Source organism: Zunongwangia sp. (assembly GCF_048269745.1).
Lineage (GTDB): Bacteria > Bacteroidota > Bacteroidia > Flavobacteriales > Flavobacteriaceae > Zunongwangia.
Genome location: NZ_JBLXIB010000016.1, coordinates 38,737 through 65,272, shown reverse-complemented (window position 1 = coordinate 65,272; position 26,536 = coordinate 38,737). Strand labels below are relative to the sequence as shown.

Below are 26,536 nucleotides of genomic sequence, written 5' to 3'. Positions count from 1 at the left end.
TTCTGAATTTATAAAGAGAGTCTCCATAATTACTCAATTATTTTTTTATCTATGCGTTTACTATTAAAGAGAAAATATTAACTAATGAAAAGTATTCTACAATTAGTATTTGTAAGTTTATTAATACTTATAACGAGTTGTAAATCTTTAAATATAGTACCTAAAACAAATAAGTATGTTGGATTAAGATGGGGAACGTTAGGCATTGTAGAAAGCAATACCATAAAGTTTTATGAAATTGAAAAAAACAATTGGAAACCTATTACTTTACCTGATTTTAAAATACCTAAAAACAAAGGCCTTATTTTTGTTGGGTTAGGAAAAATAGGCGTTATTAATCATGATAAAATTACATTCTACTCCCCATCTGATGATGGAAATTGGGGAAAAGATACCTATCCAAATTTTACTATTCCAGCTAAAAGCCAAATTACATCTGTCGGGCTTGGCACAATAGGTGTCCGGAATAATAAAGAAATAAAATTTTATAGCGTAAGAGACAATGAGTGGATCTTAAATAAAAATATTACGAATTTTAAAATTTCTACTGATGGGTACTTAGTCCCGCTCATGCTAGATCCATTAGGAATTGCATCAATAGGTATTATAGCTAATAATAAACTAAACTTATACCATTATAATACCGAGACCAAAAATTGGGAATTAAGTGATTTAGATTTTTCGGTTACAGTCAACTCTGAAATTGTTTCAATAGGTTTTGGGACGATAGGAATTGGAAAAAACAATAACTTAAAATTCTATCCGCTAGAAGCTTATGTAAATGGAAGATTAATTAGAAAAAATATTACAAAAATTCCTGATTTTAATATTCAAAATAATTGATTCTACTAATAAGTATACCAAATTGTTAGTAGAAAAACTACTAAACCGTTTTAATATCGCGTATTTTTTGTAAGGTGGCTATTCTTCAGAAGAAGCTTTTTCCATTTTCATTCTCAAATCAATAATTAATCAAACATTATTTATCTTCAAAATTTTGTTTAAAAATAAATAAAGCCGGTATTAATACCGGCTTTATTTTATAGTATTTTATCTATTTACTAATTCATAAACTCTATAGATACGGGAGTTGGAACATCTAATTTAGATCCAATTTTTTCTAACTTTCCAGTTTGTTGATCTATTTTATAGGCTTGCATAGTGCTAGAATCCTGATTTGCTGCATATAAAAACTTACCATTTCTAGTAATGGTAAAATTACGAGGAGTTTTTCCATTTGTACTTTCAAAACCTACTAAAGTTAACTTCCCGCTTTCTTGATCACGTTTAAAAATAACAATGCTATTGTGTCCTCGGTTAGATCCATATAAATATTCTCCGGATTGACCAATATGAATATCCGCTCCACTATTTTCTCCTTTAAAATCTTGTGGAATTGAAGAAACTGAATTGATAAGAGTAAGTCCACCGTTATCTTCTACTTTGAATGTGCTAATAGTACTATTAAGTTCATTCATGCTATAAGCAAACTTTCCTTCTTTAGAAAACGTAAAATGCCTTGGCCCTGCTCCGTCTTCTAGACTAACCGATTTTTGTTTATTTTGAGTTAATTTTCCTTTTTCAAAATCTAAATCGTAAATCCAGATTTTATCAAGCCCTAAATCACAAATATATGCGTGTTTATTATCTCCTGAAATAGATAATGAATGTGTATGAGATTTTTTAGGGTTTGAAGTTGCAATTTTTTGCTGTTCTTTTAAACTACCATCTTTCTGAATTTTATACATCATTACAACACCACCCACATAGTTAGAAACAAATACATAGTTTCCTGATTTATCAATATCAATATGACAAGGTGCAAAACCTTCAGTCGAAACTTTATTAAGTTCGATGATACTATCTTTATTGATTACTTTATAGCTATATACAAAACCAGATTTTGCTTCGTTTTCTCCTAATTCACTAACAGCATATAAATACTTATTATCTTCTGAAAGTTTTACAAACGAAGGGTTTGTTACTTCAGCAACTGTAGTCCCCATAGTAATTTCGCCTGTTTTAGGATTTTGCTGAATCGTTACAATGCCATCAGCCTTACCATCTACATGTCCTTCTTTTTTAGTATATGTGCCAATAAAGGCAGTATTTAAATCCGAAGAATCTGTAGTGATTTTTTCTGCTACTTTTTCTTTTTCTTCGTTTTTTGTGTTGTTTTTACAACCTGATACAGATAGACAAATAAATGCAAGTACCCATAACCAGTTAAATTTACTCATTTTTCTCATTCTTTTTAATTCATTTTAAATGGTTTATAACCACTTTTTTCGTTTAAAATAATACAGCATCAAAATAAAAATAATTACCATGATCCCTAAGAGCACAAAGTAACTGTATTTCCATCGCAATTCAGGCATATATTCGAAATTCATTCCATAAATTCCCGCTATAAATGTTAGTGGTATAAAAATGGTAGCAATTATAGTAAGCACTTTCATCACTTCATTCATCTTATTGCTAATGGTCGTCATATACATATCCATTAAACTCCATATCATCTCTCGATAGATATCGATGTTTTCAGAAATCTGTACAATATGATCTACTAAATCTCTTAAATAATTACCGGTATTTTCTTCGATTATTGCATGATTTAATTTTTCTAAACGACCAACCACTTCACGAATAGGAAAGACAGCACGACGAATACGTAAAATAGCTCGTTTTAATTCCTGAATTTCATGGATAAGATCATCATCTTGTCTATTTTCAAACAACTGGTCTTCAAACCCTTCAATTTTATCACTGATATCATCTACCACTAAAAAATAATTATCGATAATGGCATCTAATAAGGCAAAGAGTAAATAATCTGCATTTCGGTTTCGTATTCGTCCTTTTTTATGCTCAATTCGTTCACGAACTCCATCAAATACATCACCACCGGCTTCTTGAAAACTTAATACATAATCTTTCCCTAACACTAAACTAATATGCTCTATTAATAATTGGCCGTCATCATTTTGATATAGCATTTTTGCTACTACAAATAAATAATCTTGATATTCATCTATTTTAGGTCGCTGATCGGTGTTAACTATATCTTCAAGTATTAAGGGATGTAAATTAAAACGCTTCCCTAGATTTTCAATTTCCTCGGTGTTGTTAAGTCCATCAATATTAATCCAAGTTACATTTGCTTCATTCTCAAATTTTAAGGCATCTTGGGGGTTTTTAGATTTATATCTTTCAAAATAATTTGTATTATAATCGATTACCTCTAATATGGTTTCTGAAGATTCTTTATGCCCTACATAAGTAAGAGTTCCAGGAATTTGGTTAAGTGCTCTTTTCGATTTTGGCCGTCGTAATGAAAGCCGTTTTGTTCGCAATTTTGGCATACTATTTTTATTTAAAAGTAACAATATTAATCAAAATGTATAGCTTTTTAAAATTGGCTATTTTTCAGCAATAATTCTTTACTACCTTTGCAGTATGGAGAAACAGCAACTTCTTAATACACTAAAAGAATATTTTGGTTACGATAGTTTTAGGCCATTACAAGAGAAAATAATTAATTCTATTTTTCAGAAAAAAGATAATTTGGTAATTATGCCAACAGGTGGTGGTAAATCTATATGTTACCAATTACCGGCATTATTACTTCCTAAACTAACAGTAGTAATTTCTCCGCTTATTGCGTTAATGAAAGATCAGGTAGATGGATTAAAAGCGAATGGTGTAGCTGCAGATTTTTTAAATAGCAGCCAAGATACAGCAGATCAAGAAGCTATTTTTCAGAAAATTGATAAAAACGAATTAAAATTATTATACATTGCTCCGGAAAGTTTACAGTTTCTAGATCGGTTTATTACTCAAGAAACAATAAGCTTAATTGCAATTGATGAAGCGCACTGTATTTCAAGTTGGGGTCACGATTTTAGACCCGCTTATACACAATTAGGCTACCTTAAAAAACGATTTTCACAAACACCAATTATTGCTCTAACTGCAACTGCAGATAAGGCTACCCGACATGATATATGCGAGCAACTTAATATTCCACACGCCGAAAAGCATGTTGCTTCTTTCGATCGAAAAAATTTAAGTTTAGAAGTACGACAAGGAACAAAAAGATTCGAACAAATTCTCAAATTTATTAGGAGCAAACCTAATGAAAGTGGGATTGTATATTGTTTGAGCAGAAAAAACACAGAAGAGTTAGCTGAAAAACTTCAACAGAATGGATTAGATGCTAAAGCGTATCATGCTGGTTTAAAACACGAAAAGCGTGAACGGATTCAGGATCAGTTTATAAATGATGATATCCAAATAATTTGTGCTACGGTTGCTTTTGGAATGGGAATCGATAAATCAAATATTCGTTGGGTTATTCATTATAATATGCCTAAAAATTTAGAAGGCTACTATCAAGAAATTGGTCGTGCTGGTAGAGATGGTTTACCTTCAGCTACATTATTATTTCATAGTTATGCAGATGTTGTCCAGTTACAACGTTTTGCTGAGAATGCAGCTAATAAAGATATTCAATTAGCTAAATTAGACCGGATGAAGCAGTACGCTGAAGCACTTACCTGCCGACGTAAAATATTGCTTAGTTATTTTGGGGAAATAAAATTAGAAGACTGTGGCAACTGTGATATTTGCAAAAATCCGCCTCAATTCTTCGATGCTACTATTCCGGCTCAAAAAGCACTTTCTTGTATTTATAGATTAAAAGGAAAAGAACCGTTAACCACTGTAATCGATGTTTTGCGCGGTAGTCAAAACGAACAAACACTTTCTAAAAATTACAATACGCTAAAAACATACGGCATTGGTAAAGATATTTCTTGGAATAACTGGCAACAATACATCTTACAGCTAATAAATTTAGGCTATGCAGAAATTGCATTTCATGAAAGTAACAGTATCAAACTAACAAAACATGCTAAGCAAGTATTATTCGAAAAAAAACAGGTAAAACTTGCTAAGATTCCAGATAAAAAACAATCGGTTTCAATTTCAAATACCGGTAAAACTGTTTCTGAAAATTCGTTATTCGAGAAGCTTCGCCAATTACGTTTAAAAATTGCTCGAGAAGAAGAAATCCCGGCTTATCAGATTTTTAATGATGCCAGTTTAAAAGAAATGGAACGTTCACGGCCAATGACGGACGACGATTTTATGCTTATAAATGGAGTTGGTCGTAAAAAAATGCAAGAATATGGCTTCCAATTCATTAAAGAAATCATAGCCTATTCTAAACAGAAACGTACCAAAAAAAAACAAACAAAAGGGAAGACTTATAAAGTTACCGGAGATTTATATAAGCAAGGTAAAACACCTGCTGAAATTGCCAAGGAACGCGAACTTTCTGAGATTACTATTATGTCTCACCTATTTAAATTATATGATGAAGGCAAGTCGATAGATCTACAAAAATTTATAAGTAAATCAGACTTAAAAGCAGTTCGAAAAGCTCGAAAAGAGCTAGATAATCCGGATAAATTAAAAACATATTTTGAACATTTTGAAGAAGCTATTCCCTATCAAAATATTAAAATAGCCCTTAAAATTATAGAAAATGAATAACTGTATATAACTTTTAGTGTTTACTTATAAATTATTCAAAGTGCATATTCTGTAATATAAGTCCGGAAGCAGGTGCAATATAATCCATCTGTAGATTACTTCCTTCTTTAAGGCTTTCTTCGATTTGTTCTAAATTAAATTCTCCCCTACCCAATTGAATCAAAGCTCCCATCATCAATCGAACTTGATAGCGTAAAAATCCTTTACCATGTATATGAAATACATACGAATGCTTAGGAAAAAAATTAGCAGTATATAGTTTATTATCTCCAATTTCAGCCTTTAAAATTTCACGTTCAAATGTACTTTTTTCAGAAACGCGAACACAGTAATTTTTAAAATTATGCATACCGTTAAAAAGTTGAGCACCTTTTTTCATAAGCTCAATATCTAAATCGAATTGAAAATTTGCCATAAACGGTGCACAAAATGGATGATTTTTAGTACCGAAAGAGAATAAATAAGCATATTCCTTTATTTTAGAATGCTTTATAATATTAAATTTATTATCTACTTCGTCAATGTCGGTTACACGTATGTCTTGTGGAAGGTTTTGATTAAAAAGTAATAAAAAGGCTTCTAAATTTTCTAAAGGCTCATTATCTACAAAAAGCTCGAATGCCGAACCATTTGAAGAAACCATCGCATCGGTTCTACTACTTCCTAAAATTTTATATTTACTATTGCTAGGCATTACATAACGAAGCGTTTTAGTTATTAGGCCCTCTACAGTTTTAACATTAGGCTGTTTTTGCCAACCATGTAACCGATATCCTAAATACTGAACTTTAATTACGTAATAAAAACGAACTCGTTGCATTTTTCAATTTTGTCAAAAATAGCAGAGTTTTATTAATTTTAGGAATTATATACTATTAATAATTACAAATTTTATATAATGAAATTCAGTTTTACCATAGCTAATAAAAGCAAAATTATCCTTTACCGTTGATCAGAATATTTTATCTCCCTTATCTAATTTCTGAATAGAATTAATTTCGGAAAATATATTTTTTGTGCTGCATCTAAATTTAATACTCTGAAATCATCTTCACTTAAAAAAGTGTAGGTTGAAGAGTCTAGATTTTTAAGTATCGCTATATTTACTTTCTGTTTCAGTATTCATTCTAACTTGAGGAAACAATACAAGCGGTATAAAAAAATAACACTCTGATTTTCAAAATAATATTTTATAAATTTAGTATTCAATAACTTATCAATTCATGTTAATAATTTAACATAAACTTTTTGATTTCATTAAAAAGCATCCTCATATTTGTAATGACCCTACTTATATATTATTAATTTTTTATGCTCCTAAGGGTTATAATTATTGTACGCCTATGGATCTTTGCATAAAATGGGTCATTCATCAATCAAAAAATAAAAAATGATTGCAATAATTATTTATATCGTAGAGCTATTTACTTTTTAATACTATAAATCGATTTAAAAGACGAAATAAAGGGATTTTTAAATACTCCTTCACTTTGGAAAGAAGCTAATAATTTATTTGGTCTGTCACAATTCCAATTAGATCAAATTCCTATTACAATAAATGAAAACAATAAGATACTAGACGATGTCCGTAGTATTTTTGTATTAGGTAAACGAGTAGAACGCTTTTTCGATTATTCTATAAGATTAACTAACTATAAAGTAATTGCAGCAAATATTCAGATAATTGAAGATAAGCATACTTTAGGAGAACTCGATTTTCTTATTCAGCATTTACAATCAAAACAGAAATTACATGTAGAATTAGTGTATAAATTTTATGTATACGACCCAAATTTAACAGGAGACTATAATCAATGGATAGGTCCTAATCGAAAAGATACGTTACTACAAAAAATAGATAGACTTACTAAAAAACAGCTTCCGTTACTACATACAAAAGAAACTGCACATCGATTAGCAGATTTAAATTGTAAATCGACAGATTTTAAACAAAAAGTATGTTATAAAGCAAATTTATTTTTACCTAAAAATCCTTCTTCAAAAAACTATCAGCTATTAGATATAAATAAAGAGTGTATTGTTGGATTTTGGATTTCTTTTAAAGCATTTAAAGAGTCTGAATATGGAAACGCAACATTTTACAGTCCAACAAAACAATTTTGGCCGGTTGATCCTTCTAAAAATAAAAATTGGCTCAATTATTCCACTATTTTACCGGAAATTCAAGAATTCATAAGGCAAAAAAGGTCTCCCCTAGTGTGGATGAAGCTGGAAAACAGCTTCGAACGTTTTTTTATTGTTTGGTGGTAAATTATTGGTGTTTTATTAGCATGCTTAGTATTTGGTTGTAAATTTGTATTCTTAATTTATAAATAATGGATGCGCAGGTAGAAAAGGCTGTTAAAACATCTTTTTTAAGTATTTTAGGAAATGCCGCGTTAGCTATGGTTAAATTTCTTGCAGGTATTTTCGGTAATTCTTATGCTTTAATAGCGGATGCAATAGAATCTACTGCAGATGTTTTTTCTTCAATATTAGTATTATTAGGCTTGCGTTTTGCAGCTAAACCACCTGATAAAAATCATCCTTACGGGCATGGACGTGTAGAACCTTTAATAACATTTGCTATTGTTGGTTTTTTAATTGTTTCAGCAACTATAATTGTTTATGAAAGTGTTGAACATATTTTAACACCTCATAAATCTCCAAAACCTTATACTTTAATTGTGCTAGCGGTTATTGTAATTGTAAAAGAAATATTTTACAGATTCGTTTCCAAAAAAGGTGATGAAACAAATAGCTCTTCACTTAAGGCGGATGCATGGCACCATAGAAGTGATGCCATTACCTCGCTTACAGCATTTATAGGAATTAGTATAGCATTAACCATGGGGAAAGGTTATGAAAGTGCAGATGATTGGGCCGCTTTAATTGCTTCTGGAATTATATTAGTAAATGCTTATTTTATATTACGTCCGGCATTAGGAGAAATAATGGATGAGCATATGTATGATGATTTAATAACTGATATTAGAATTAAAACTTTAGAGGTTGATGGCGTAAAAGACACGGAAAAATGTTTTGTTAGAAAAACAGGAATGACCTTTTTTGTGGATCTTCATATTTTTGTTGATGGTAATATTACTGTAAAATCGGGACATGATATTGCTCATAAAGCAAAACGACATCTTCAAAAAGAATTTCCGGAAATAGCCGATGTGCTAATCCATATGGAACCCGATAAATAAACTTTAGTATAAATCAGTATTTTATTTCTTCTTTTTAACCTAAAAAAACTAATCTATAATATTACTTTTCTTAAAAAACCTTAAATTTATTTACAAATAAAAATACATGGAAAATAACTTGGCAGTCTTAATTGATGGAGATAATATTCCATCTGCCTATGTAAAAGAAATGATGGAAGAATTAGCGAAATTCGGAAATCCTACTATCAAACGAATTTATGGCGACTGGACCAATCCACACTTAGCAAAATGGAAATCCGTTTTGTTAGAAAATGCCATTACCCCTATTCAACAGTACGGATATACGCAAGGTAAAAACGCAACTGATTCTGCGATGATTATCGATGCTATGGATATTTTATACTCTAATAAAGTAGATGGTTTTTGCCTAGTTTCTAGTGATAGCGATTTTACACGATTAGCAACACGATTAAGAGAAGCCGGAAAAAATGTAATTGGTATTGGAGAGAAGAAAACTCCAGATCCTTTTATTGTAGCTTGCGATCGTTTTATATATCTTGAAATTCTAAAGAATAAAAAAGAAGACCAAACAGAAAATAACCAAGAGAAAGCTCAGAAGAAGAGTAATGTAGATCGAATAACTCCACGCGTAATACGCCTTATCGCTAATAGTATTTATGATGTTGCCGATGAAGATGGTTGGGCATTTATGGGAGATATAGGAAGTTTAATACAAAAAAAACAACCTAATTTTGACTCTCGAAATTATGGCTTCCAAAAATTAACACCAATGATTAACTCTATTGAACAATTTGAAATAGAATCTAGAGAGAATAATAACAGTAACAAATTCAAATTAATTTACGTTCGTAATAAGGCTTCTTCATAAATTTTAGGGAGCTCTACTTATTGATAGCAGCTATCAAAAAAATATCGAAATTATTGAATTTCAATTAAAAAATAAACTAGTAACTTATATGTTAGTTAGTTGACCTTCAAAATAATCGATTTTTAGTACTTCTTTTATTAATTTCGATATAAAAACTATGCGAAGTATAAAAAAGATACATCAGGCAGATTGGCGTCCTATTGGAGATTTAGTAACCTACTCTCCTATTCCAACGGCAAGTTTACAAATGATAGATCCTTTTATTTTTTTGAATCATCACGGTCCACAAGTATATCCAGAAAATAGTAATGGTTTACCGTTTGGCCCTCATCCACACCGAGGTATGGAAACAGTTACTTTTATTTTAGATGGTGATATTGCACATAAAGATTCTGATGGACATAATAGTGTTATCGAAAGTGGTGGTGTACAGTGGATGACAGCTGGTAGCGGACTAATACATGCTGAGGTTTCTTCTGAAAAATTTAAAAAAGAAGGTGGTGACTTAGAAATTCTTCAGCTTTGGGTTAACCTTCCGGCCAAATACAAAATGAATTCTCCTAAATATAAAGGACTTCAAAAAGAAGAGATTCCAGTTGTAAAAAATTCAGACGAATCAGTAACTGCACAAGTAATTTCTGGTGAATTTTTAGATACAAAAGGTGCTTTTGAAACCTTAACTGATATAACCTTGACTACGCTTTTTTTCAACTCAAATTCAAAATTGAATTTAGAAATTCCTACTATTCAAAATATATTTTTCTATGTAGTAAAAGGAAAGCTAAACGTTAATGGAAAAAATGTTACTGAAAGGCATTTAGTTGAATTTACTAACGATGATACTAAACTAGCAATATCCTCAGAAGAGGAGAGTATTCTGCTATTTGGCTATGCTACTCCTTTTAATGAACCTGTGGTTGCACGTGGACCTTTTGTAATGAATAGTATGGAAGAAATAGATCAAGCTTATCAAGATTTTCAAAATGGAAAAATGGGCTCTTGGAATAGCTAATTAAATAGAATGAAATCTTATAATTAAACCCTCAAATTTAAGTTTTTAAATTTGAGGGTTTTTTAGTGTATTCCGTAAAATATTACCATTTATACTTTCAAAGTATAGATAATACCTCAATACTAAACAAAAAGCCTTTTTTTATTACAAGTATCTCTATTTAGAATCAAATAAAAAATTACACTTAAACAAAAATATGTTAGTAAAATGTTAAATTAGTAGTAAGATTTAGTAAATTAGTAAAAGAATCCCCATTTGTTCATTTAAATATTAAGTACTGTATTTCAGTAACTTAAAACCAACTAAACTAATTTTATTTACTAATGAAAACAAGCATTTTAGTAATGATTGCACTTATTTTATTTTCGTGCAAAAACAACAATGAGGATTCAGTAGCAACAAAAACTTCAACAGAAAAAAATCCGGAACACCACTGGACATATCAGGGTGAAACCGGTCCTGAGCATTGGTCGGAAATCGAGAAAGATTCAGATTGTAGCGGCGATAGGCAATCTCCTATAAATATTATAGAGGTAAATGTAAAAAAGAATGCATCTTTAAGCGCATTAGATATTCATTATTCCGATGAAGTAAAAATACATGAGGTAACCAATAATGGCCATTCTATACAATATAATTTTGAGAAAGGTGATTATATCAAAGTTGATGGGCAGCAATACGATTTAAAGCAAATTCATTTTCATGAAGCTTCTGAACATACTGTAAATGGTGTTCGCTATCCATTAGAAATCCATTTAGTACACACTGGAAGTAATCAAGAGATTGTAGTACTTTCTATTTTGGTAGAAGAAGGAAAAAACAGTGAACCTTTTACATTTTTAGAACAATTTTTACCTATAAAAAAGGGTGAAACAAAAGCTATCGATAAAAATTTTGACCTTAATCTTAATTTCCCAGCAGATAAATCGTACTACACTTATAAAGGTTCCTTAACTACACCTCCTTGTACTGAAAATGTTACTTGGTTTGTTTTTAAACAGCCTATTACCGTTGCTTTAGATCAAGTAAAATTATTACAAGACTTAATGCCTATTAATAATTACCGAACTGAGCAACCTATAAACGATCGTATCGTAGAAAGCTATGATATCGAGTGATTTTTTATTTTTTTCTTCGGGAGTGTACGCTCCCGAAGTTTTTTCTCATCAATTTTTCTGTAGAAAAACATTTAATACTTCACCAATTACTATTCAGTAAATTCCTCTCTTTTTATTCCTTCTTCAAATTAAATTTAACTGTTATTTACTCAAAAAACACAACGGTTAAAACTAAAAAATTGGTATCTTAGAAATAGCATCGACATATACTGATTTTCTATGAAAAAATACTTCTTTCTATTAATTACACTCATTACTTCTACCCTATTTAGCCAAAATATTCCTGAAAAATCCATACAAACTGAAGTTGAAGGAGCAACGGTTTTCTTAAAAGGTGCTCAAATTTTCCGGAATAAAAAAGTTAGTTTAAATAAAGGAATTTCAATTTTAAAATTTACAAATCTCTCCCCTTTTATAGATCCTAAAAGTATTCAGGTTAAAGCCGATGGCGAAATTATGGTACTTACTGTGAATCATCAGCAAAATTATTTAAACGAAAAGGAAAATTCTGAAGCATATTCTAAGATTGAAAATCGTTTAGAATCAATTAACGATAAAATTGAATTAGAAAACACTTATATATCCATTATAAAAGAAGAAATTAAATTTTTAAACGAAAACAGAGATGTAAGCGGAAAAAATAAGCAAATTAATGTAAGCAATTTACAACAGGCTTCTGAATTTTATGGAAATAAGCTTACTCGCCTAAAATTAAAAGAGATTGAACGTACTAAAAATTTAAAGGATTTTTTTAAAATTAAATCTGATTTGCAAAATCAGATAAATACAATTACAAAAACTAAAGATTATCCTTCGGGAGAAATTTTGGTGAAAATTGATGCAAAACAAGCAACTACAGTTTCTTTTTATATTAATTATTTAGTGGCAAATGCTAGTTGGTTTCCTTCTTACGACATACGTGCTAAAAACGTAAACGAACCAGTTAATTTAGTATATAAAGCAAATGTAAAACAAAATACAAAAGTAGATTGGAAGAGTGTTAAACTCAGTTTTTCTTCAGGAAATCCGTCTGTTTCAGGAGTTGCTCCCGAGCTTAAAACCTACTATTTAAATTATAATAGTTTGCCACCATCATACCTTTTATCCGACAATAATATTACCGGAACTGTTCTAGACGAAGAAGGTTTACCCTTACCAGGGGTAAATGTAATTGTTGATGGTACTACTATAGGTACGAGTACCGATTTTGATGGACATTTTTCAATTACAGTGCCAAACGCTAACAGCACGCTTTCGTTTAGCTTTGTAGGTTTTAAAATGAAAAAAGTAACGGCAAGCAGTAATAATTTACGTGTAGTAATGAATCCAGATACCAATTCTTTAGATGAAGTGGTGGTAGTAGGATACGGCAGAACAAAACGAAAAAATAGCCCTAAAAAATTAGCCGATAAAGTAAATGGTATTGGTGTAAATACTCAAAATACTAGTATACCTATCCCCAGCAGGCAAAAACAAAACCAAACTAATATTTCTTTTGAAATTGATATGCCATACACTATAAATTCTGACAATAAAAATTACAGTGTAGCCATGACAACCTATAATATACCCACATTTTATCAATATTATACCATTCCAAAAATAAAACAAGATGCTTTTTTAATAGCTAATATTGAAAATTGGGAAGAATATAATTTATTGGAAGGTGAGGCTACCGTATTTTTTGAAAATACTTATATCGGAAAAACGTTACTAAATCTTCGTGCTGCTACTGATACACTAAAAATTTCAATGGGAATTGATAAAAAAATAGCAGTAAATCGAAAAAAAGTTACCGATTTTACTGAAAAACAATTTATAGGTTCTAAAAAAATAGAGACAAAAGAATGGCAAACTACTATTAAGAATACTAAAAAACTGCCTATTAATATTATTGTTTTAGATCAAGTTCCGGTTTCTACTTTAGAAGATATTGAAGTAGAAATTGAAGAAATTTCGGGAGGAATTTTAACAAAAGAAACTGGTGAAGTAAAATGGAATTTTAAACTTCAACCAAATAAGGAGAAAATAGTTGATTTAAAATATTCCGCTAAATACTATAAAAACAAAACTATAATTCTAGAATAAAAAATCAATATTATAAAAATCTACCGCTATTTTTTAAAAGCGGTAGATTCCCGCTCTATAAATTTAGTTTTTAATATTCTTCTTTTAATAGAATGTTTTCCTTTCTCACTATCTAAAACATCAAACATTAAATTCATCATTGCTTCAGCCATTTCTTGTAAAGGTTGATGAATTACAGAAATAGTTGGTGTATATATCTGAAATAATTCATCATCATCGAATGTAATTATGCCTAACTGTTTCTTACATCCATTGCTTTCCATTTCTTTAATCACTTTTAATCCAGCAATACTTAAATAATTTGTGGCAAAAATTATAGCATCAATTTGGGGATTATCGCTTAGAAACTTTGCTATATAATTATTAGATTCTTCTTGTATAGTATCTGGATAAGGAATCTCTAAAGTAAGTAATTTTTTTTCATTATTGATTACTGCTTTTTTATAGCCTAAAAACCTATTTTTCATCTGGCTTTGTGGCGAATTTATTGTAATAAAAGCAATTTGCTTATAATTTTTTTCGTAAAGATGTTGTGTAGCTCGGTATACAGAATCTTCGTTATCTATTCCTACATAATTGATTTTTAAATCGGGAAAATCTCGATCGAATAAAATAATCGGAATTTCTTCTTCAAGAAAAGATTTAATATCATTTTCAATGCCTGGAGAAGGTACTATCATATATCCATCTACGCGACGCTCTCTAAAAGTTTTAATTAAATCTATTGCACGTTCATCTTTATTTTCATTGCTACAAAAAAAGACCTTATAATTCTTTTGAAATGCTAAATCTTCTAAGATACGTGCTAGTTTTGCAAAGAAAGGATTGGAAATATCTTCTAGCATCACTACTATTATTCGGCTCTTGCCAGTTCTCAAGCTTTGGGCCAATAAATTAGGCCTGTAATTTACTGAATCTGCAAAATTTTTAACCTTTTTTGCAACCTCATCAGATATTCGTTTTTCTTTTGCCTTTCCGTTTAAAACAAAGGATACAGTAGTTACCGATACATTTAATGCTGCTGCTATATCTTTAATAGCATATTTCTTCTTCATGATTTATTTGGGTAGTTTTATTAAAAATAAGATTTTTTTTCATTTTTATAGTTAATATAAAAGGAAAAGGCCAATAATTGCTTATTGACCCCTCTCCATAATCAAATACTAAATTGTTACCAGAAATACCAATAGAAAGCACCGGTAATCCCTAATATTATTACAGAATGAATAACATCCCATTTTGTCCAACTTTTTCGATCTTCATCATTTTCTTCTTTAGTAGAAGTTCCAAATACTAATCCACGTATTTTAGCTGGATCTGGTGCTTCAGTTAATAAACTTACCACAACAACCACTAAAATACAGAATAAAAACATCCATCCGCAGAAGAATAACCAGTTTAGATCGTAAAATAAATATTTAAATAAATTATCAGCTGCGTCTGTTACATTACTGTAATATACTTTTGCACCTAATCTTGTTATTCCTATAATTAGTCCTGATAAAAGTCCCCACATTCCACCTTTTGCAGTGGTACGCTTCCAAGTAATACCCAATAAAAATGCTGAAGCAATACCCGGTGCCAGAACCGATTGCACGTCTTGTAAATACGTATACAGAACATCTCCAACGCTACGCATTATAGGAATCCATAAAATACCTAAAATTACAATTACTAAAGTAGCCATTTGCCCAATTCTAACCAATTTTTTTTCAGAAGTTTCAGGCTTTATTCTTTTATAAAAATCTATAGTAAATAACATTGCTGAAGAATTAAATAATGAGGCCAAAGAGCTCATTAAAGCAGCTAAAATTCCACAAACCACTAAACCTTTTACACCTGCAGGTAGTAATTTGGCCACCAATGTAGGAAAAGCGGCATCTGCATTTGGAACCCCATTATCTAAAAATGGTAAAAAGCCTTCACCTCCACCCGATATACTTTGGTAATGGATAGAGAAAGCAATCATCCCAGGAATTAAGAATAAAAATACAGGAAGTAGTTTTAAGTAAGCTCCAAAAATAGTACCTCGTCTAGACTCTTTTAAATTTTTTCCAGAAAGTACGCGTTGTACAATATATTGATCGGTACACCAATACCAAAAACCAATAATTGAAGAACCAATTAACGCTCCTAACCAAGGAAAATCAGGATCTTTATTACTCCTTATAAGGTTTGCCATAGAATCTCCGTAATCATTTACTTTTACAGAACTTGTAATTTCCATCATTCGATCCCATCCTCCTAATTCTTTTAAACCAAGAACTACAATAATTAAAGAACCTAAAAGCAAAATTGGAGTTTGTAAAATAGAAGTATATAATACAGACTTCATCCCACCAAAAATGGTATACAATGCAGTAATTAAAACTAGCCCAATCGCTGCAATCCAGAAAAAGTCAATTCCCCATAACGTTTCAATACCAAAAACTTGCTGAAAAACTAATCCTCCAGCATAAACAGTAACAGCTACTTTAGTTAATACATAACTTATTAAAGAAATCATAGAAAGTATAGTACGCGATTGTGTATTATACCTTCTCTCTAAGAACTCTGGCATAGTATATACCATACTTCTAGTATAAAAAGGAACAAATACCCAACCAAGTATCAAGATCATCCATCCTTGTATTTCCCAATGCGCCATTGCCATACCGCTAGACGCTCCTGCACCTGCCAGACCAATTAAATGTTCCGACCCTATGTTCGATGCAAATATTGAAGTACCTATCGCTATCCATGTGGCATCTTTACCTCCTAAGAAGTAATCGGCAGAACTAGATTGCTTTTGTCTTACAACATATATGATGACTCCTATAAGTAAGATAGCAAATAACCCAATTACTAGCCAATCTAAAAATTCAAATCCTTGCATATTATTTTACTGAAAATTTAAATGTTGTTTTCGATGAATATTTCTCACCTGGACTTAATACCGTTGATGGAAATTTTTCTTGATTTGGAGAATCTGGATAATGTTGAGTCTCCATACAAAAACCTGTTCGTTGTGCATAGGTACCTTCTCCTCCCTGCATAGGTAGTGTACCATCTAAGAAATTCCCAGTATAAAACTGAATTCCGGGTTCTGTTGTATAAACTTCTAAAAACCGTCCAGATTCTGGATGATATGCAGATGCAGCAAAATGCATAGCATCTTCTTGATTATTTAATGTCCAACAATGGTCGTAACCATTTGCTAATTCTAGCTGTTTATTTTTAACTGAAATTTCTTTACCTACTTCCTTAGGAGAAGTAAAATCGAAAGGAGTTCCTTTTACAGGTCTTAACTCTCCTGTAGGAATTAATTTATCGTTTACAGGTAGAAAATGGTCTGCATCAATCTGAACAATATGGTTAGTGATTTTAGTTGAAAAATCTCCAGATAAATTGAAATAAGAATGCTGAGTTAAATTTATAACTGTTTTCTTATCTGTTTCTGCTTCATACAAAACATCTAACGAATTATCCTCTGTTAGAGTATATGTAACGGTAACGCTTAAATTTCCAGGATATCCCATTTCTCCATCTTTACTTTTATAAGTAAGAATTAATGAATTTGGATCGTTTTCTGATTCTTTTGCAGTCCATATTACTTTATCGAATCCTTTATCTCCTCCATGTAAAGATTGTCCATTATCGTTTTGTGGTAATTGATAGTCTTCTCCATCTAAACTAAATTGCCCATTAGCTATTCTGTTTCCATATCTACCAATTAAAGCTCCAAAATAAGGATGTTCACTTGTATATTGTTTTAAATTATCAAAACCTAAAACAACATCCGCTAATTGCCCATTTTTATCCGGTACTTTTAATGAAGTAATCCTACCTCCATACGTTATTATTTTTACCTCAACACCAGCATCGTTAACTAATGTGAATTCTGAAATTTCTTTACCATCTTTGGTTTTTCCATATACCCTTTCTGTAAGGAAATCGTTTTCGGCTTGTTCTATTTTTTTAGCATCTTTTTTTTCTTCAGACTTCTGGTCTCCCTTACAATTAGTAAGGAAGAGCAGAAAACTAAAAATACCAAAGAAGCAAACTGTTCTTCGTAGTTTTTTCATAATTTAGAGATATTACATTTTATGTTGAAACATGTGGTAATATGCTTCGTTAGAGTTTATAGTGTCTTTAAAAGATCTAATTTTAGTATCTTCATCTATTACCAATAATTCAATACCTGCAATATCGGCAAAATCCTCGAGATATTCGGTAGTTAAAGCTTGTGTATATACAGTATGGTGTGCCCCTCCTGCCAAAATCCAAGCAGTAACTGCAACTTCTAGATCTGGTTTACAATCCCAAATTACTCTTGCAACCGGTAAATGAGGTAATTCTTGTTCTGGAGCTACAGCTTCAACTTCGTTCACAATCAATCGAAAACGGTTACCCATATCTACTAATGAAGCATTAAGAGCCGCTCCTTCGGGAGAATTAAACACTAAACGAATCGGATCTTCTTTTCCCCCAATTCCTAAAGGATGTACTTCGCAAGAAGGTTTTGCTGCTGCGATACTTGGGCAAATTTCTAACATATGAGAGCCCATTACATAAGATTTTTCAGGTTTAAAGTGATATGTGTAATCCTCCATAAAAGAAGTACCTCCTTCTAAACCATAAGCCATTACTTTCATTGCACGAGTTAGTGCAGCAGTTTTCCAATCTCCTTCTGCCCCAAAACCATAGCCATCTGCCATTAAACGTTGTACAGCAATACCTGGTAATTGTTTTAATTCGCCTAAATTTTCGAAAGTATCGGTAAAAGCTTTAAACCCACCTTCATCTAAAAATTTTCGTAAACCTAATTCAATTTTAGCAGCATCGATTAAAGATTGCCTTTTTTCACCACCTTCTTTTAGGCTATCAGTAAGTGCATAATCTTTTTCGTAAGTACCTAGTAATTCTGCTACTTCTTCATCAGTAACTTCATCAATTTTAGCAGTAACATCAGAAGAATCGTAACCATTAACCGATACGCCAAATTTTATTTGCGCTTCTACTTTATCGCCCTCAGTAACTGCTACTTGACGCATATTGTCTCCTATTCTGGCTACTTTTAAATTTTGCAACTCATCCCAACCTAAAGCTACACGCGACCATATTCCTAATTTTTTCTGTACTCGATCAGATTTCCAATGCCCAACAATAACTTTACGTTTTTTACGCATTCTAGACATCATAAAACCAAATTCACGATCGCCATGAGCTGATTGATTTAGATTCATAAAATCCATGTCAATTTCACTCCATGGAATTTCAGCATTAAACTGTGTATGTAAATGGCAAATAGGTTTGCTTAATATAGAAAGACCGCGAATCCACATTTTTGCTGGAGAAAATGTATGCATCCAAGCTACTATACCAATACATTTAGTTGAATTATTAGCTTCTCGCATTACTGAAGCTACTTCTTCTTCGGTTTTAACCGTATCTTTATAAATTAATTTTACAGGAATTTCAGAAGAATTATCTAAACCGGCTACAATTTCTTTTGAATTTTTAGCAACTTGCTCTAGAGTTTCAGGACCATATAAATGCTGACTTCCTGTAACAAACCAGACTTCTTTTGTATCTATATCTATAATCATTATTGTTGAATTTTACGCATTATTAATTTTGACCATAATAGGCATTTTTTCCATGCTTACGCTCGTAATGTTTTTTTATTAAAGAATCTTTTAAACGTGGTGCTCTTGGGTTTATTTGAAGGGTTAGAAATGCCATTCTAGCAACTTCCTCTAATACTTTACTATTATAAACTGCTTTAGCTGCGGAGTTTCCCCAAGTAAATGGACCATGATTTCCGATTAAAATCATTTGTACTTCTTCATAGGATAATTTTTTATCTTTAAAACAATCTAAAATCTGGATACCAGTATTATGCTCATAATTTCCAGCAATTAAATCGTCACTCATTGGTGGTGCACAAGGAATATCTGCCGTTAAATGATCGGCATGTGTAGTCCCAAAAATAGGAATGTCTAATTGAGATTGTGCCCAAGCTACTGAATAGGTAGCATGTGTATGAGCAACGCCACCAATATTCTCCCACTTTTTATATAAATAGGCATGGGTTTTAGTATCGGAAGATGGACGCATACTGCCTTCAATAATAGTATTATCGAAATCTAAAATAACGATATCTTCAGGCTTTAATTCAGAATAAGGAACACCACTTGGTTTAATAGCAAAAACGCCTTCATTCCTATCTACTGCACTAACATTTCCGAAAGTATATATTACGAGATTTAATGCATCTAACTGCATATTTGCTTCGTAACATTCTTCTTTTAAGGATTGATATTTAGAGCTCATTTATTGTGCTTTTTTAATAATACTATTTTCTACGAATTGACTTAACTCTCGATAAGCCTCCATTTGTTTTTCAAATTCTGGCACTTCACTTTCTTGCGGATAGTATTCTGCTTCAAAATCACTTCCTAAAGTTTTACTGGCTGTAATCACATCTTCGTAAATACCAGCTGCTGTAGCTGCGTATACTGCGGCACCTAAAGCAGGTGCTTGATCGGAGGCAGCAATTTTTATAGGCATGTTTAAGGTATTAGAAAGTGTTTGCATAATGTATGGAGATTTACGAGCTACACCTCCAATTCCGATAATAGTATTTATACTTACCCCCTCGTCTTGAAAACGTTTTACTATTTCTTTAGCTCCAAAGCAGATAGAGTTAACAAGTGCCTTGAATATATGAGGCGCTTTACTTCCTAATGAAAGATTACTTATAGCACTTTTTAATTCTTGATTAGCATCTGGGGTTCTTCTACCATTTACCCAATCTAAAGCTACAGGAATACTATCTCTAATATCTATAGCCTCAGCTTGAGCGGATAGCTCTGCAATAAATTTTTTATCGACCTCAGCTTGTAATCTTTCTTTTTGTTCATCCGATAAAATATCTGAAGTATATACTAAATTAGTTAATGGCCAAGAGAGAACATTTTTAAACCAAGCCAATACATCTCCAAAAGCAGATTGCCCAGCTTCTAAACCTACCATTCCCGGTATAACTGAACCATCTACCTGGCCGCAAATACCCCTAACTGTTTTGTCGCCGACAGTATTATAAGGAGAAACAATAATATCGCAAGTAGACGTACCCATAACGCGAACTAATGCATGTTCTTCTACTTTAGCTCCTACAGCTCCTGAATGGGCATCGAAAGTTCCCACCGCAATTAAAGTATCTGTAGAAAGACCTAGTTTTTCAGCCCATTCTTCACTTAAATTACCAGCAACTTCATCAGACGTATAAGTTTCTGTATATAATTTTGAACGTAATTCAGCACAATATGGGTGTAGTTTACCTAAAAACTCTTCTGAAGGCAAACCTCCCCAGCTTTCATGCCACATAGCTTTATGCCCGGCTCCGCATCTACTTCTTTTAAAAGTAGCGAGATCGTTTTCTTGAATTAATAAATAGGTCATTAAATCGCAATGTTCCATCCAAGAATACGCTTCGTTTTTTACAGCTTCATCTTCTTTAACAATATGTGCTATTTTTGCCCAAAACCATTCGGAAGAATAAATTCCACCTTCAAATTTCGTATAATTTTCACCACCCCAAGTTTCTGCTAATTCATTAATTTGATTAGCTTCTGAAATTGCTGTATGATCTTTCCATAAAATCATCATAGCGTTTGGATTCTCCTCAAATCCTTCTTTTAAAGCAAGTGGAGTACCATCTTCAGTTACTGGTACTGGTGAAGAACCTGTGGTATCAATACAAATACCTTTTACTAAAGTTCCATCTATACCACTTTTAGATACTACTGCTTTTATTGTATTTTCTAGACCCTCAATATGATCTAACGGGTGTTGCCGAAATTGATTTAGGCTAGCATTGCAATACAATTGCTTTTTCCAACGAGGATACCAATAAGTTTCTGAAGCTAATTCTTCACCACTTTTAGCATTTATCAATACAGCTCTTACTGAATCGGTCCCGTAATCAAGCCCTATAACATAGCTTTTCATTTGCGAATATTTTTAATAATAATATGCTTTTCGTCGTTATGACTCCTTACAAATATAAAATTTTACTTTTATAAGTGTAGTAAAAACACTTATAATTTTAAGATTTCTTTAATTTTATAATATTTACTGAATTTGCTGCTAATTGAATTATGCTATTGTTCTTAATTTTCACTTCTTTTTCTACCGGAACAATAGTGTTTGGATTTTTAAATGAATTGTAAGCTTTAATATTATCGCCAAAAAGGCTAATCCAATCTGCCTTCTTTTTAAACTTACTACCAGAGATATTAAGTTGCACTTCTTTGTTTTCCGCACTAGTATTCACTAATTTTAAAATAATTTCATCTTTTTCTGAATCTATAGCAGCGGTAGCATATATTTCTTCCTGCCCAATTACATTCGCTCCATTACTACTTACCTTTAAAACATTGGTTCCTTTATTATTGGCAAATAATTTTTGAACGTAATAATTTACTGTACCATGAGATGACAAATTATCGAACCAAATTAAATCAGGAGCCCATTGCCATGCATCTTTATGAGCCATAAGCGGCGCATAAGAAGTAAGATGAACCACATCTGCATTACGTTCTAATCCTGTCATAAATGCAGCTTCAGCAACTGCGGCTTCCAGATTATTTTCTTTAGGACCATCTTCTGCTTTTGGATGTGCGGCATATTCCCCTGCAAAAACTTTAGGACCATTACGGTCATAATCATCATAGCGATCAGCATTTTCTTTAAACCACTCTGGTGATTTATAATAATGCTCATCTACCAGTTCAGCATCTAATTTTTTAAGTTCTTCCCATCCATAATCAAAATACTCACCATCTGGAGAAGGACCACTTCCCGAAACGATAATCATATCAGGATACTTTTCTTTAATAGCTTTAGCAAAAACCTTATACCTATCGATATATTCCTGCCCCCATTGCTCGTTCCCTACTCCTATATATTTTAAATTGAAAGGCTCTGGATGTCCCATATCTGCACGTACTTTTCCCCATTTAGAAGATGTATTTCCATTAGCAAATTCTATTAAATCTAAGGCATCCTGTACATACGGGTCTAAACTTTCCATTGGAGCTAGTTCTCCTGTATTATACTGGCAGGCAATACCACAACTTAAAATTGGTAACGGCTCCGCCCCTAAATCTTCAGAAAGTTGAAAATATTCAAAAAAACCAAGTCCAAAACTCTGAAAATAATCTGGCGTTAGTTTATTTGAAAATTCGGTATTCCAACGATTTACGAGCATTTCGCGATCTTCTACTGCTCCAACCGTTTTTTTCCATTGATAGCGTTTTTCCAATGTTCTTCCCTCTACAATACATCCACCAGGAAATCTTAAAAACCCTGGTTTCATATCGGCTAATAATTGTACTAAATCTTTACGTAATCCGTTTTTACGACCTTTCCAAGTATTTTCAGGAAACATAGAAATCATATCCATTGCTATAGAACCCTTACCGGAAAAAGTTATTCGTAATTTTGCCTTTTCTACCGTTTTAGAAGGAGTTATCCTAGCTTCAGAAGTGTTCCAGTCATTTCCTTTGGGTGCAATTGAAGCTTCCCCAAAAACATCTCCGTTTTCATCTAAAAGCTCAAATTTTATTGAAGAAATTCCATTAACCTTTCCAGTCATTGCTGAAATTCGGTAATTTTCGCCAGCCCTTAATCCCATGCCCCGAAAACCTTCGTTGATAACCTCGTAACTGGAAGCATCGTTGATCTCGAACCTTGCATAGTTTCTATTCCCGGTACTATCTGCATAGTTAATAATCTTTGCTATACCTGAATCTTTATTTAGAGAATGACGGCTACTGTTAGGCTCTTCCCAGCCCATTTTTGGAGAATCAAACTCAAAAGAACGGTTTTTTATAAGCTCGGCATATAATCCTCCATCAGCGGCAAAGTTGATATCCTCAAAAAATATCCCATACATGGTTGGCTGAATTTCAGCTATACTTTTTGAAGCGTCAATATCTATTGGGGTTTGCGCAAAGGCACTGACTCCAATAGCCAAAGCGGCTGCTATACCGAGATTCTTAATTCTACTCATATTTATTAGTTTCTTATAATCTTAATTCAATTCCAAAAAAATAAAAATGTATGCACCGAAGCTCTAATATGTATAGATTATAATTGAATATTAAAGTTTTCTTATTCTATTATTAAAGCGTCTCAACTACTAATTCTATAATTTTTATCATTGCTTTTTCATTAATCTAACACCATAGATTCCGGCAGTTCTGGAACCCGGTTCGGCTTCAAAGCGTATGCTTAGAGTTTCATTTTTTTGTTCTACTATTTTCTTTGGTAATTCGTAGTCTTTGGTAAAAAATTCAGGACCGCGATCTCCCTTTAACTCTTCATTTGCAATCGTCGTCCCATTTACCATAATTTTAAATTTACGGTTGCCATCTAAACCAAAATAAGTTATTCTTATACGGGAAGCTTTGTTTTCTTCATTTTTAAGCTCATAACTAAACCAGCCGGCAGCATCTCTCCAATGACGATCCTGGTTTACACCAGCATTCGAATTTTCAGTCTTGATAAAATGATCAGATTCCGGTTGCTGCTCACCCGGACTTACATAATCGATAGTTACTGCTTCTAGCTCACGTTCAGCAATTTCCTGTTCTTTTCTTTTTTGCTGAATAGCTGCAAGACTTTCCGGTGATTCTACCGGCAGGTAAATGACATATCTGGAATCGTGAACCTTATAAAAAGGCTCAAATTCTAAATCTTTAAAATTTGAAGGATATAAAACCGATTTTGCTGAAAAACGAAGGTCTTTTTTAGAGTCTACCTGAACTTTAGAAGCGAGATCATCCAGATTTTCTAAAAGAAAAATTGGAGTTTCTGAAAGCGGAATCTTTTTCCCCGAAGCAATATGACCTCCTCTACTGGTATCAGCAAATAAACCTTTTAAGTTCTCTTTTCCGGTTTTGGCTGCCAGCACAAGTGGTCCATATTTCAAAGATTCATAGTCTGATCCATCGGGTAACCTCTCCGAAGTGATATTCATGGGTAATCGCATTGAAATTTGATCTCCATTTTTCCATTTTCTAGTAATAGAAATATATGAACCCGGTTTTTTATCGAATTTCTCCTTTTTACCATTTACCTGAACCTCAAAACCATTTCCTGCCCATGATGGGTAACGAAAGTTTATAGTTAATCTTTGCGGTTTCTGGGTTTCAATTTTAAAAGAAGTTTTTTCGGCATTCGGAAAATTGGTTTCCTGGATTAGTTTAAAGTTTTTATCCTTCCAGTTCACTTCAGAAGGAATAAAAAGATTTATATATAACGCATCATCACTATGCGCGTAGATCATTTCATTATATTTACCATGATTTTCTAAACCAGAACCTACGCAGCACCACATGCTGGTTTCTGGCTGCGAATATACACGGTAATGGCCAGGGCGCATAGGTGTAAAATAAACAAATCCGCCTTCAGGGTGCTGAGAAGAAAGGATATGATTATATAAGCCCTGTTCGTAAAAATCTATATATTTTTCTTCTGGATTCGCTAAAAACAACTTCTCACTTAGCTTTAGCATATTATATGTATTACAGGTTTCTGGCCCCTGCACACTAGTTATCATACTCGAAAAATCATCGGCGGGATGAAAATGTTCTCTAACACTATTTCCTCCGATAGAAACGGTTCTATTATTCACTACATTTTCCCAGAAGTAAGTGGCTGCATTATGGTAGTCTTTATTTTGATCTAAAGCGGCAATGGTTTCATAACCAATCACTTTTGGAATTTGCGTATTGGCATGCATTCCGTTTAAAATATCTTTTTCATGTTCTAAGGGATCAAGGACTTGTTTTTGAGTAAAGGCATAGGCTAAATCTAAATACTTTTTATCTCCGGTAATTTTATAAACATCAGCAAAAGTTTCGTTTAATCCGCCATGTTCTGATTTCAGCATTTCCTGAATTTGCTCTTCAGAAAGATTGGATGTAATATCGATCATCCAATCGGTTAAATCGATAAGCATTTGTTTTGCCTCCTCGTTACCAGCAATAAGATAAGCATCCCGTAAACCAGCATAAGTTTTATGAATATTATAGAGTGGCACCCAACCGCCGTTAAGGCTAAATCCGCCTGCGTTTATTTTTCCTTCTGAAATTTCTTTCCAGATTCGCTTACTATCAGGAATTCCTCCTACATATCCATTTCCATTAGCATCCTGAGCTTTTTTTAACTCAGAAATCATATAATTTAATCGCTGCAAAGCCTCTTCACTATCTGCTGAAGCATACATTTGGGCAAGCGCCGTTAAATAATGCCCGCCAATATGACCATCTAAACCTGTATTTTCCCAATTAGGATAATTCTCCGCTTTTGGTTTTAAACCAGCTTCCCTTAAAAAAGGGGCAAGTAAGCGATCAGGCTCCATTTGCAATATATAATCCAAATCGGTATACATAGCTTCTTCAAACAAGCTTTTATGAAGCTTTACATCGTTGAGATTAAAAAGAGACAATTTATTTTGTTGTGCAAAGGAAGGGGTACTAAGAATTGCAATACCTATAACTAATCCTGCTTTTTTGAAACTTGGTATTCTAATATTCATATTAAAATAATTAATAGACTAATTTTTTATTTGATTATCCAGATTCAGTATGTAATAGAATAAGAAGTATATGTTTAAGATAAATCTTTTAAAAATATCATCATTAGAGCA

Annotated in this window: 19 protein-coding genes; 8 read left to right on the top strand and 11 right to left on the bottom strand. The window is 32.2% G+C overall.

Features of this window, described 5'->3' with window-relative positions; all coding sequences use genetic code 11:
* Positions 1-84: 84 nt before the first annotated feature.
* Entirely contained in the window at positions 85-843 is a 759-nt protein-coding gene (locus tag ACN0WI_RS15115) for a hypothetical protein (protein ID WP_417887881.1), read from the top strand.
* A gap of 218 nt (positions 844-1,061) precedes the next feature.
* Here ACN0WI_RS15115 and ACN0WI_RS15110 read toward each other — a convergent pair whose 3' ends face one another.
* Together ACN0WI_RS15110 and corA are read right to left on the bottom strand one after the other, a co-directional pair.
* On the bottom strand, positions 1,062-2,240 hold the full coding sequence (locus ACN0WI_RS15110; protein WP_417887880.1) for a lactonase family protein: 1,179 nt from the start codon (positions 2,238-2,240) through the stop codon (positions 1,062-1,064).
* Positions 2,241-2,273: 33 nt separating this feature from the next.
* Positions 2,274-3,362, bottom strand: coding sequence for a magnesium/cobalt transporter CorA (gene corA, locus ACN0WI_RS15105; RefSeq protein WP_417887879.1), 1,089 nt, complete (start codon positions 3,360-3,362; stop codon positions 2,274-2,276).
* A gap of 94 nt (positions 3,363-3,456) precedes the next feature.
* On the opposite strand from corA, the gene recQ reads away from it, so the two are divergent.
* Positions 3,457-5,556 carry a DNA helicase RecQ gene (gene recQ, locus ACN0WI_RS15100; RefSeq protein WP_417887878.1) on the top strand — a complete coding sequence of 700 codons (2,100 nt, stop codon included), beginning with the start codon at positions 3,457-3,459 and terminating at the stop codon, positions 5,554-5,556.
* 31 nt (positions 5,557-5,587) lie between these two features.
* Here recQ and truA read toward each other — a convergent pair whose 3' ends face one another.
* A complete protein-coding gene (gene truA / locus ACN0WI_RS15095) occupies positions 5,588-6,376 on the bottom strand; it encodes a tRNA pseudouridine(38-40) synthase TruA (RefSeq protein ID WP_417887877.1) in 789 nt (262 codons plus the stop codon).
* A gap of 623 nt (positions 6,377-6,999) precedes the next feature.
* On the opposite strand from truA, the gene ACN0WI_RS15090 reads away from it, so the two are divergent.
* From ACN0WI_RS15090 to ACN0WI_RS15065, 6 genes are all read left to right on the top strand, one after another.
* Complete coding sequence (locus tag ACN0WI_RS15090) at positions 7,000-7,827, top strand: DUF1853 family protein (RefSeq protein WP_417887883.1); 828 nt, start codon at positions 7,000-7,002, stop codon at positions 7,825-7,827.
* A gap of 65 nt (positions 7,828-7,892) precedes the next feature.
* Positions 7,893-8,765, top strand: coding sequence for a cation diffusion facilitator family transporter (locus ACN0WI_RS15085; protein ID WP_417887876.1), 873 nt, complete (start codon positions 7,893-7,895; stop codon positions 8,763-8,765).
* A gap of 106 nt (positions 8,766-8,871) precedes the next feature.
* Entirely contained in the window at positions 8,872-9,615 is a 744-nt protein-coding gene (locus ACN0WI_RS15080) for an NYN domain-containing protein (RefSeq protein WP_417887875.1), read from the top strand.
* 157 nt (positions 9,616-9,772) lie between these two features.
* Positions 9,773-10,627 carry a pirin family protein gene (locus ACN0WI_RS15075; RefSeq protein WP_417887874.1) on the top strand — a complete coding sequence of 285 codons (855 nt, stop codon included), beginning with the start codon at positions 9,773-9,775 and terminating at the stop codon, positions 10,625-10,627.
* Positions 10,628-10,950: 323 nt separating this feature from the next.
* The gene (locus ACN0WI_RS15070; RefSeq protein WP_417887873.1) at positions 10,951-11,745 is read left to right on the top strand and encodes a carbonic anhydrase; all 795 of its coding nucleotides are present in this window, start codon (positions 10,951-10,953) and stop codon (positions 11,743-11,745) included.
* A gap of 219 nt (positions 11,746-11,964) precedes the next feature.
* A complete protein-coding gene (locus ACN0WI_RS15065; RefSeq protein WP_417887872.1) occupies positions 11,965-13,833 on the top strand; it encodes a DUF4139 domain-containing protein in 1,869 nt (622 codons plus the stop codon).
* A gap of 26 nt (positions 13,834-13,859) precedes the next feature.
* Here ACN0WI_RS15065 and ACN0WI_RS15060 read toward each other — a convergent pair whose 3' ends face one another.
* The 8 genes from ACN0WI_RS15060 to ACN0WI_RS15025 form a co-directional block, all read right to left on the bottom strand.
* Positions 13,860-14,888, bottom strand: coding sequence for a LacI family DNA-binding transcriptional regulator (locus ACN0WI_RS15060; RefSeq protein ID WP_417887871.1), 1,029 nt, complete (start codon positions 14,886-14,888; stop codon positions 13,860-13,862).
* A 116-nt stretch (positions 14,889-15,004) separates the two neighbouring features.
* A complete protein-coding gene (locus ACN0WI_RS15055) occupies positions 15,005-16,708 on the bottom strand; it encodes a sodium:solute symporter (protein WP_417887870.1) in 1,704 nt (567 codons plus the stop codon).
* A 1-nt stretch (position 16,709) separates the two neighbouring features.
* Positions 16,710-17,897 (bottom strand): aldose epimerase family protein, encoded by a 1,188-nt coding sequence (locus ACN0WI_RS15050; protein ID WP_417887869.1) that lies wholly within the window; start codon positions 17,895-17,897, stop codon positions 16,710-16,712.
* A gap of 12 nt (positions 17,898-17,909) precedes the next feature.
* Positions 17,910-19,418 (bottom strand): L-arabinose isomerase, encoded by a 1,509-nt coding sequence (gene araA, locus ACN0WI_RS15045; RefSeq protein ID WP_417887882.1) that lies wholly within the window; start codon positions 19,416-19,418, stop codon positions 17,910-17,912.
* Between the two features lie 25 nt (positions 19,419-19,443).
* Complete coding sequence (locus ACN0WI_RS15040; protein ID WP_417887868.1) at positions 19,444-20,148, bottom strand: L-ribulose-5-phosphate 4-epimerase; 705 nt, start codon at positions 20,146-20,148, stop codon at positions 19,444-19,446.
* On the bottom strand, positions 20,149-21,828 hold the full coding sequence (locus tag ACN0WI_RS15035) for a ribulokinase (protein ID WP_417887867.1): 1,680 nt from the start codon (positions 21,826-21,828) through the stop codon (positions 20,149-20,151). It lies immediately after the preceding gene.
* Positions 21,829-21,925: 97 nt separating this feature from the next.
* A complete protein-coding gene (locus tag ACN0WI_RS15030) occupies positions 21,926-23,893 on the bottom strand; it encodes an alpha-L-arabinofuranosidase C-terminal domain-containing protein (protein ID WP_417887866.1) in 1,968 nt (655 codons plus the stop codon).
* Between the two features lie 147 nt (positions 23,894-24,040).
* On the bottom strand, positions 24,041-26,425 hold the full coding sequence (locus ACN0WI_RS15025; RefSeq protein WP_417887865.1) for a beta-L-arabinofuranosidase domain-containing protein: 2,385 nt from the start codon (positions 26,423-26,425) through the stop codon (positions 24,041-24,043).
* Positions 26,426-26,536 lie beyond the last annotated feature (111 nt).

Excerpts from the sequence above, each read along its gene's own strand:
- ACN0WI_RS15115 (WP_417887881.1), top strand. The coding sequence starts at position 85 with ATGAAAAGTATTCTACAATTAGTATTTGTAAGTTTATTAATACTTATA.
- ACN0WI_RS15110 (WP_417887880.1), bottom strand. The coding sequence starts at position 2,240 with ATGAGTAAATTTAACTGGTTATGGGTACTTGCATTTATTTGTCTATCT.
- corA (WP_417887879.1), bottom strand. The coding sequence starts at position 3,362 with ATGCCAAAATTGCGAACAAAACGGCTTTCATTACGACGGCCAAAATCG.
- recQ (WP_417887878.1), top strand. The coding sequence starts at position 3,457 with ATGGAGAAACAGCAACTTCTTAATACACTAAAAGAATATTTTGGTTAC.
- truA (WP_417887877.1), bottom strand. The coding sequence starts at position 6,376 with ATGCAACGAGTTCGTTTTTATTACGTAATTAAAGTTCAGTATTTAGGA.
- ACN0WI_RS15085 (WP_417887876.1), top strand. The coding sequence starts at position 7,893 with ATGGATGCGCAGGTAGAAAAGGCTGTTAAAACATCTTTTTTAAGTATT.
- ACN0WI_RS15080 (WP_417887875.1), top strand. The coding sequence starts at position 8,872 with ATGGAAAATAACTTGGCAGTCTTAATTGATGGAGATAATATTCCATCT.
- ACN0WI_RS15075 (WP_417887874.1), top strand. The coding sequence starts at position 9,773 with ATGCGAAGTATAAAAAAGATACATCAGGCAGATTGGCGTCCTATTGGA.
- ACN0WI_RS15070 (WP_417887873.1), top strand. The coding sequence starts at position 10,951 with ATGAAAACAAGCATTTTAGTAATGATTGCACTTATTTTATTTTCGTGC.
- ACN0WI_RS15065 (WP_417887872.1), top strand. The coding sequence starts at position 11,965 with ATGAAAAAATACTTCTTTCTATTAATTACACTCATTACTTCTACCCTA.
- ACN0WI_RS15060 (WP_417887871.1), bottom strand. The coding sequence starts at position 14,888 with ATGAAGAAGAAATATGCTATTAAAGATATAGCAGCAGCATTAAATGTA.
- ACN0WI_RS15055 (WP_417887870.1), bottom strand. The coding sequence starts at position 16,708 with ATGCAAGGATTTGAATTTTTAGATTGGCTAGTAATTGGGTTATTTGCT.
- ACN0WI_RS15050 (WP_417887869.1), bottom strand. The coding sequence starts at position 17,897 with ATGAAAAAACTACGAAGAACAGTTTGCTTCTTTGGTATTTTTAGTTTT.
- ACN0WI_RS15040 (WP_417887868.1), bottom strand. The coding sequence starts at position 20,148 with ATGAGCTCTAAATATCAATCCTTAAAAGAAGAATGTTACGAAGCAAAT.
- ACN0WI_RS15035 (WP_417887867.1), bottom strand. The coding sequence starts at position 21,828 with ATGAAAAGCTATGTTATAGGGCTTGATTACGGGACCGATTCAGTAAGA.
- ACN0WI_RS15030 (WP_417887866.1), bottom strand. The coding sequence starts at position 23,893 with ATGAGTAGAATTAAGAATCTCGGTATAGCAGCCGCTTTGGCTATTGGA.
- ACN0WI_RS15025 (WP_417887865.1), bottom strand. The coding sequence starts at position 26,425 with ATGAATATTAGAATACCAAGTTTCAAAAAAGCAGGATTAGTTATAGGT.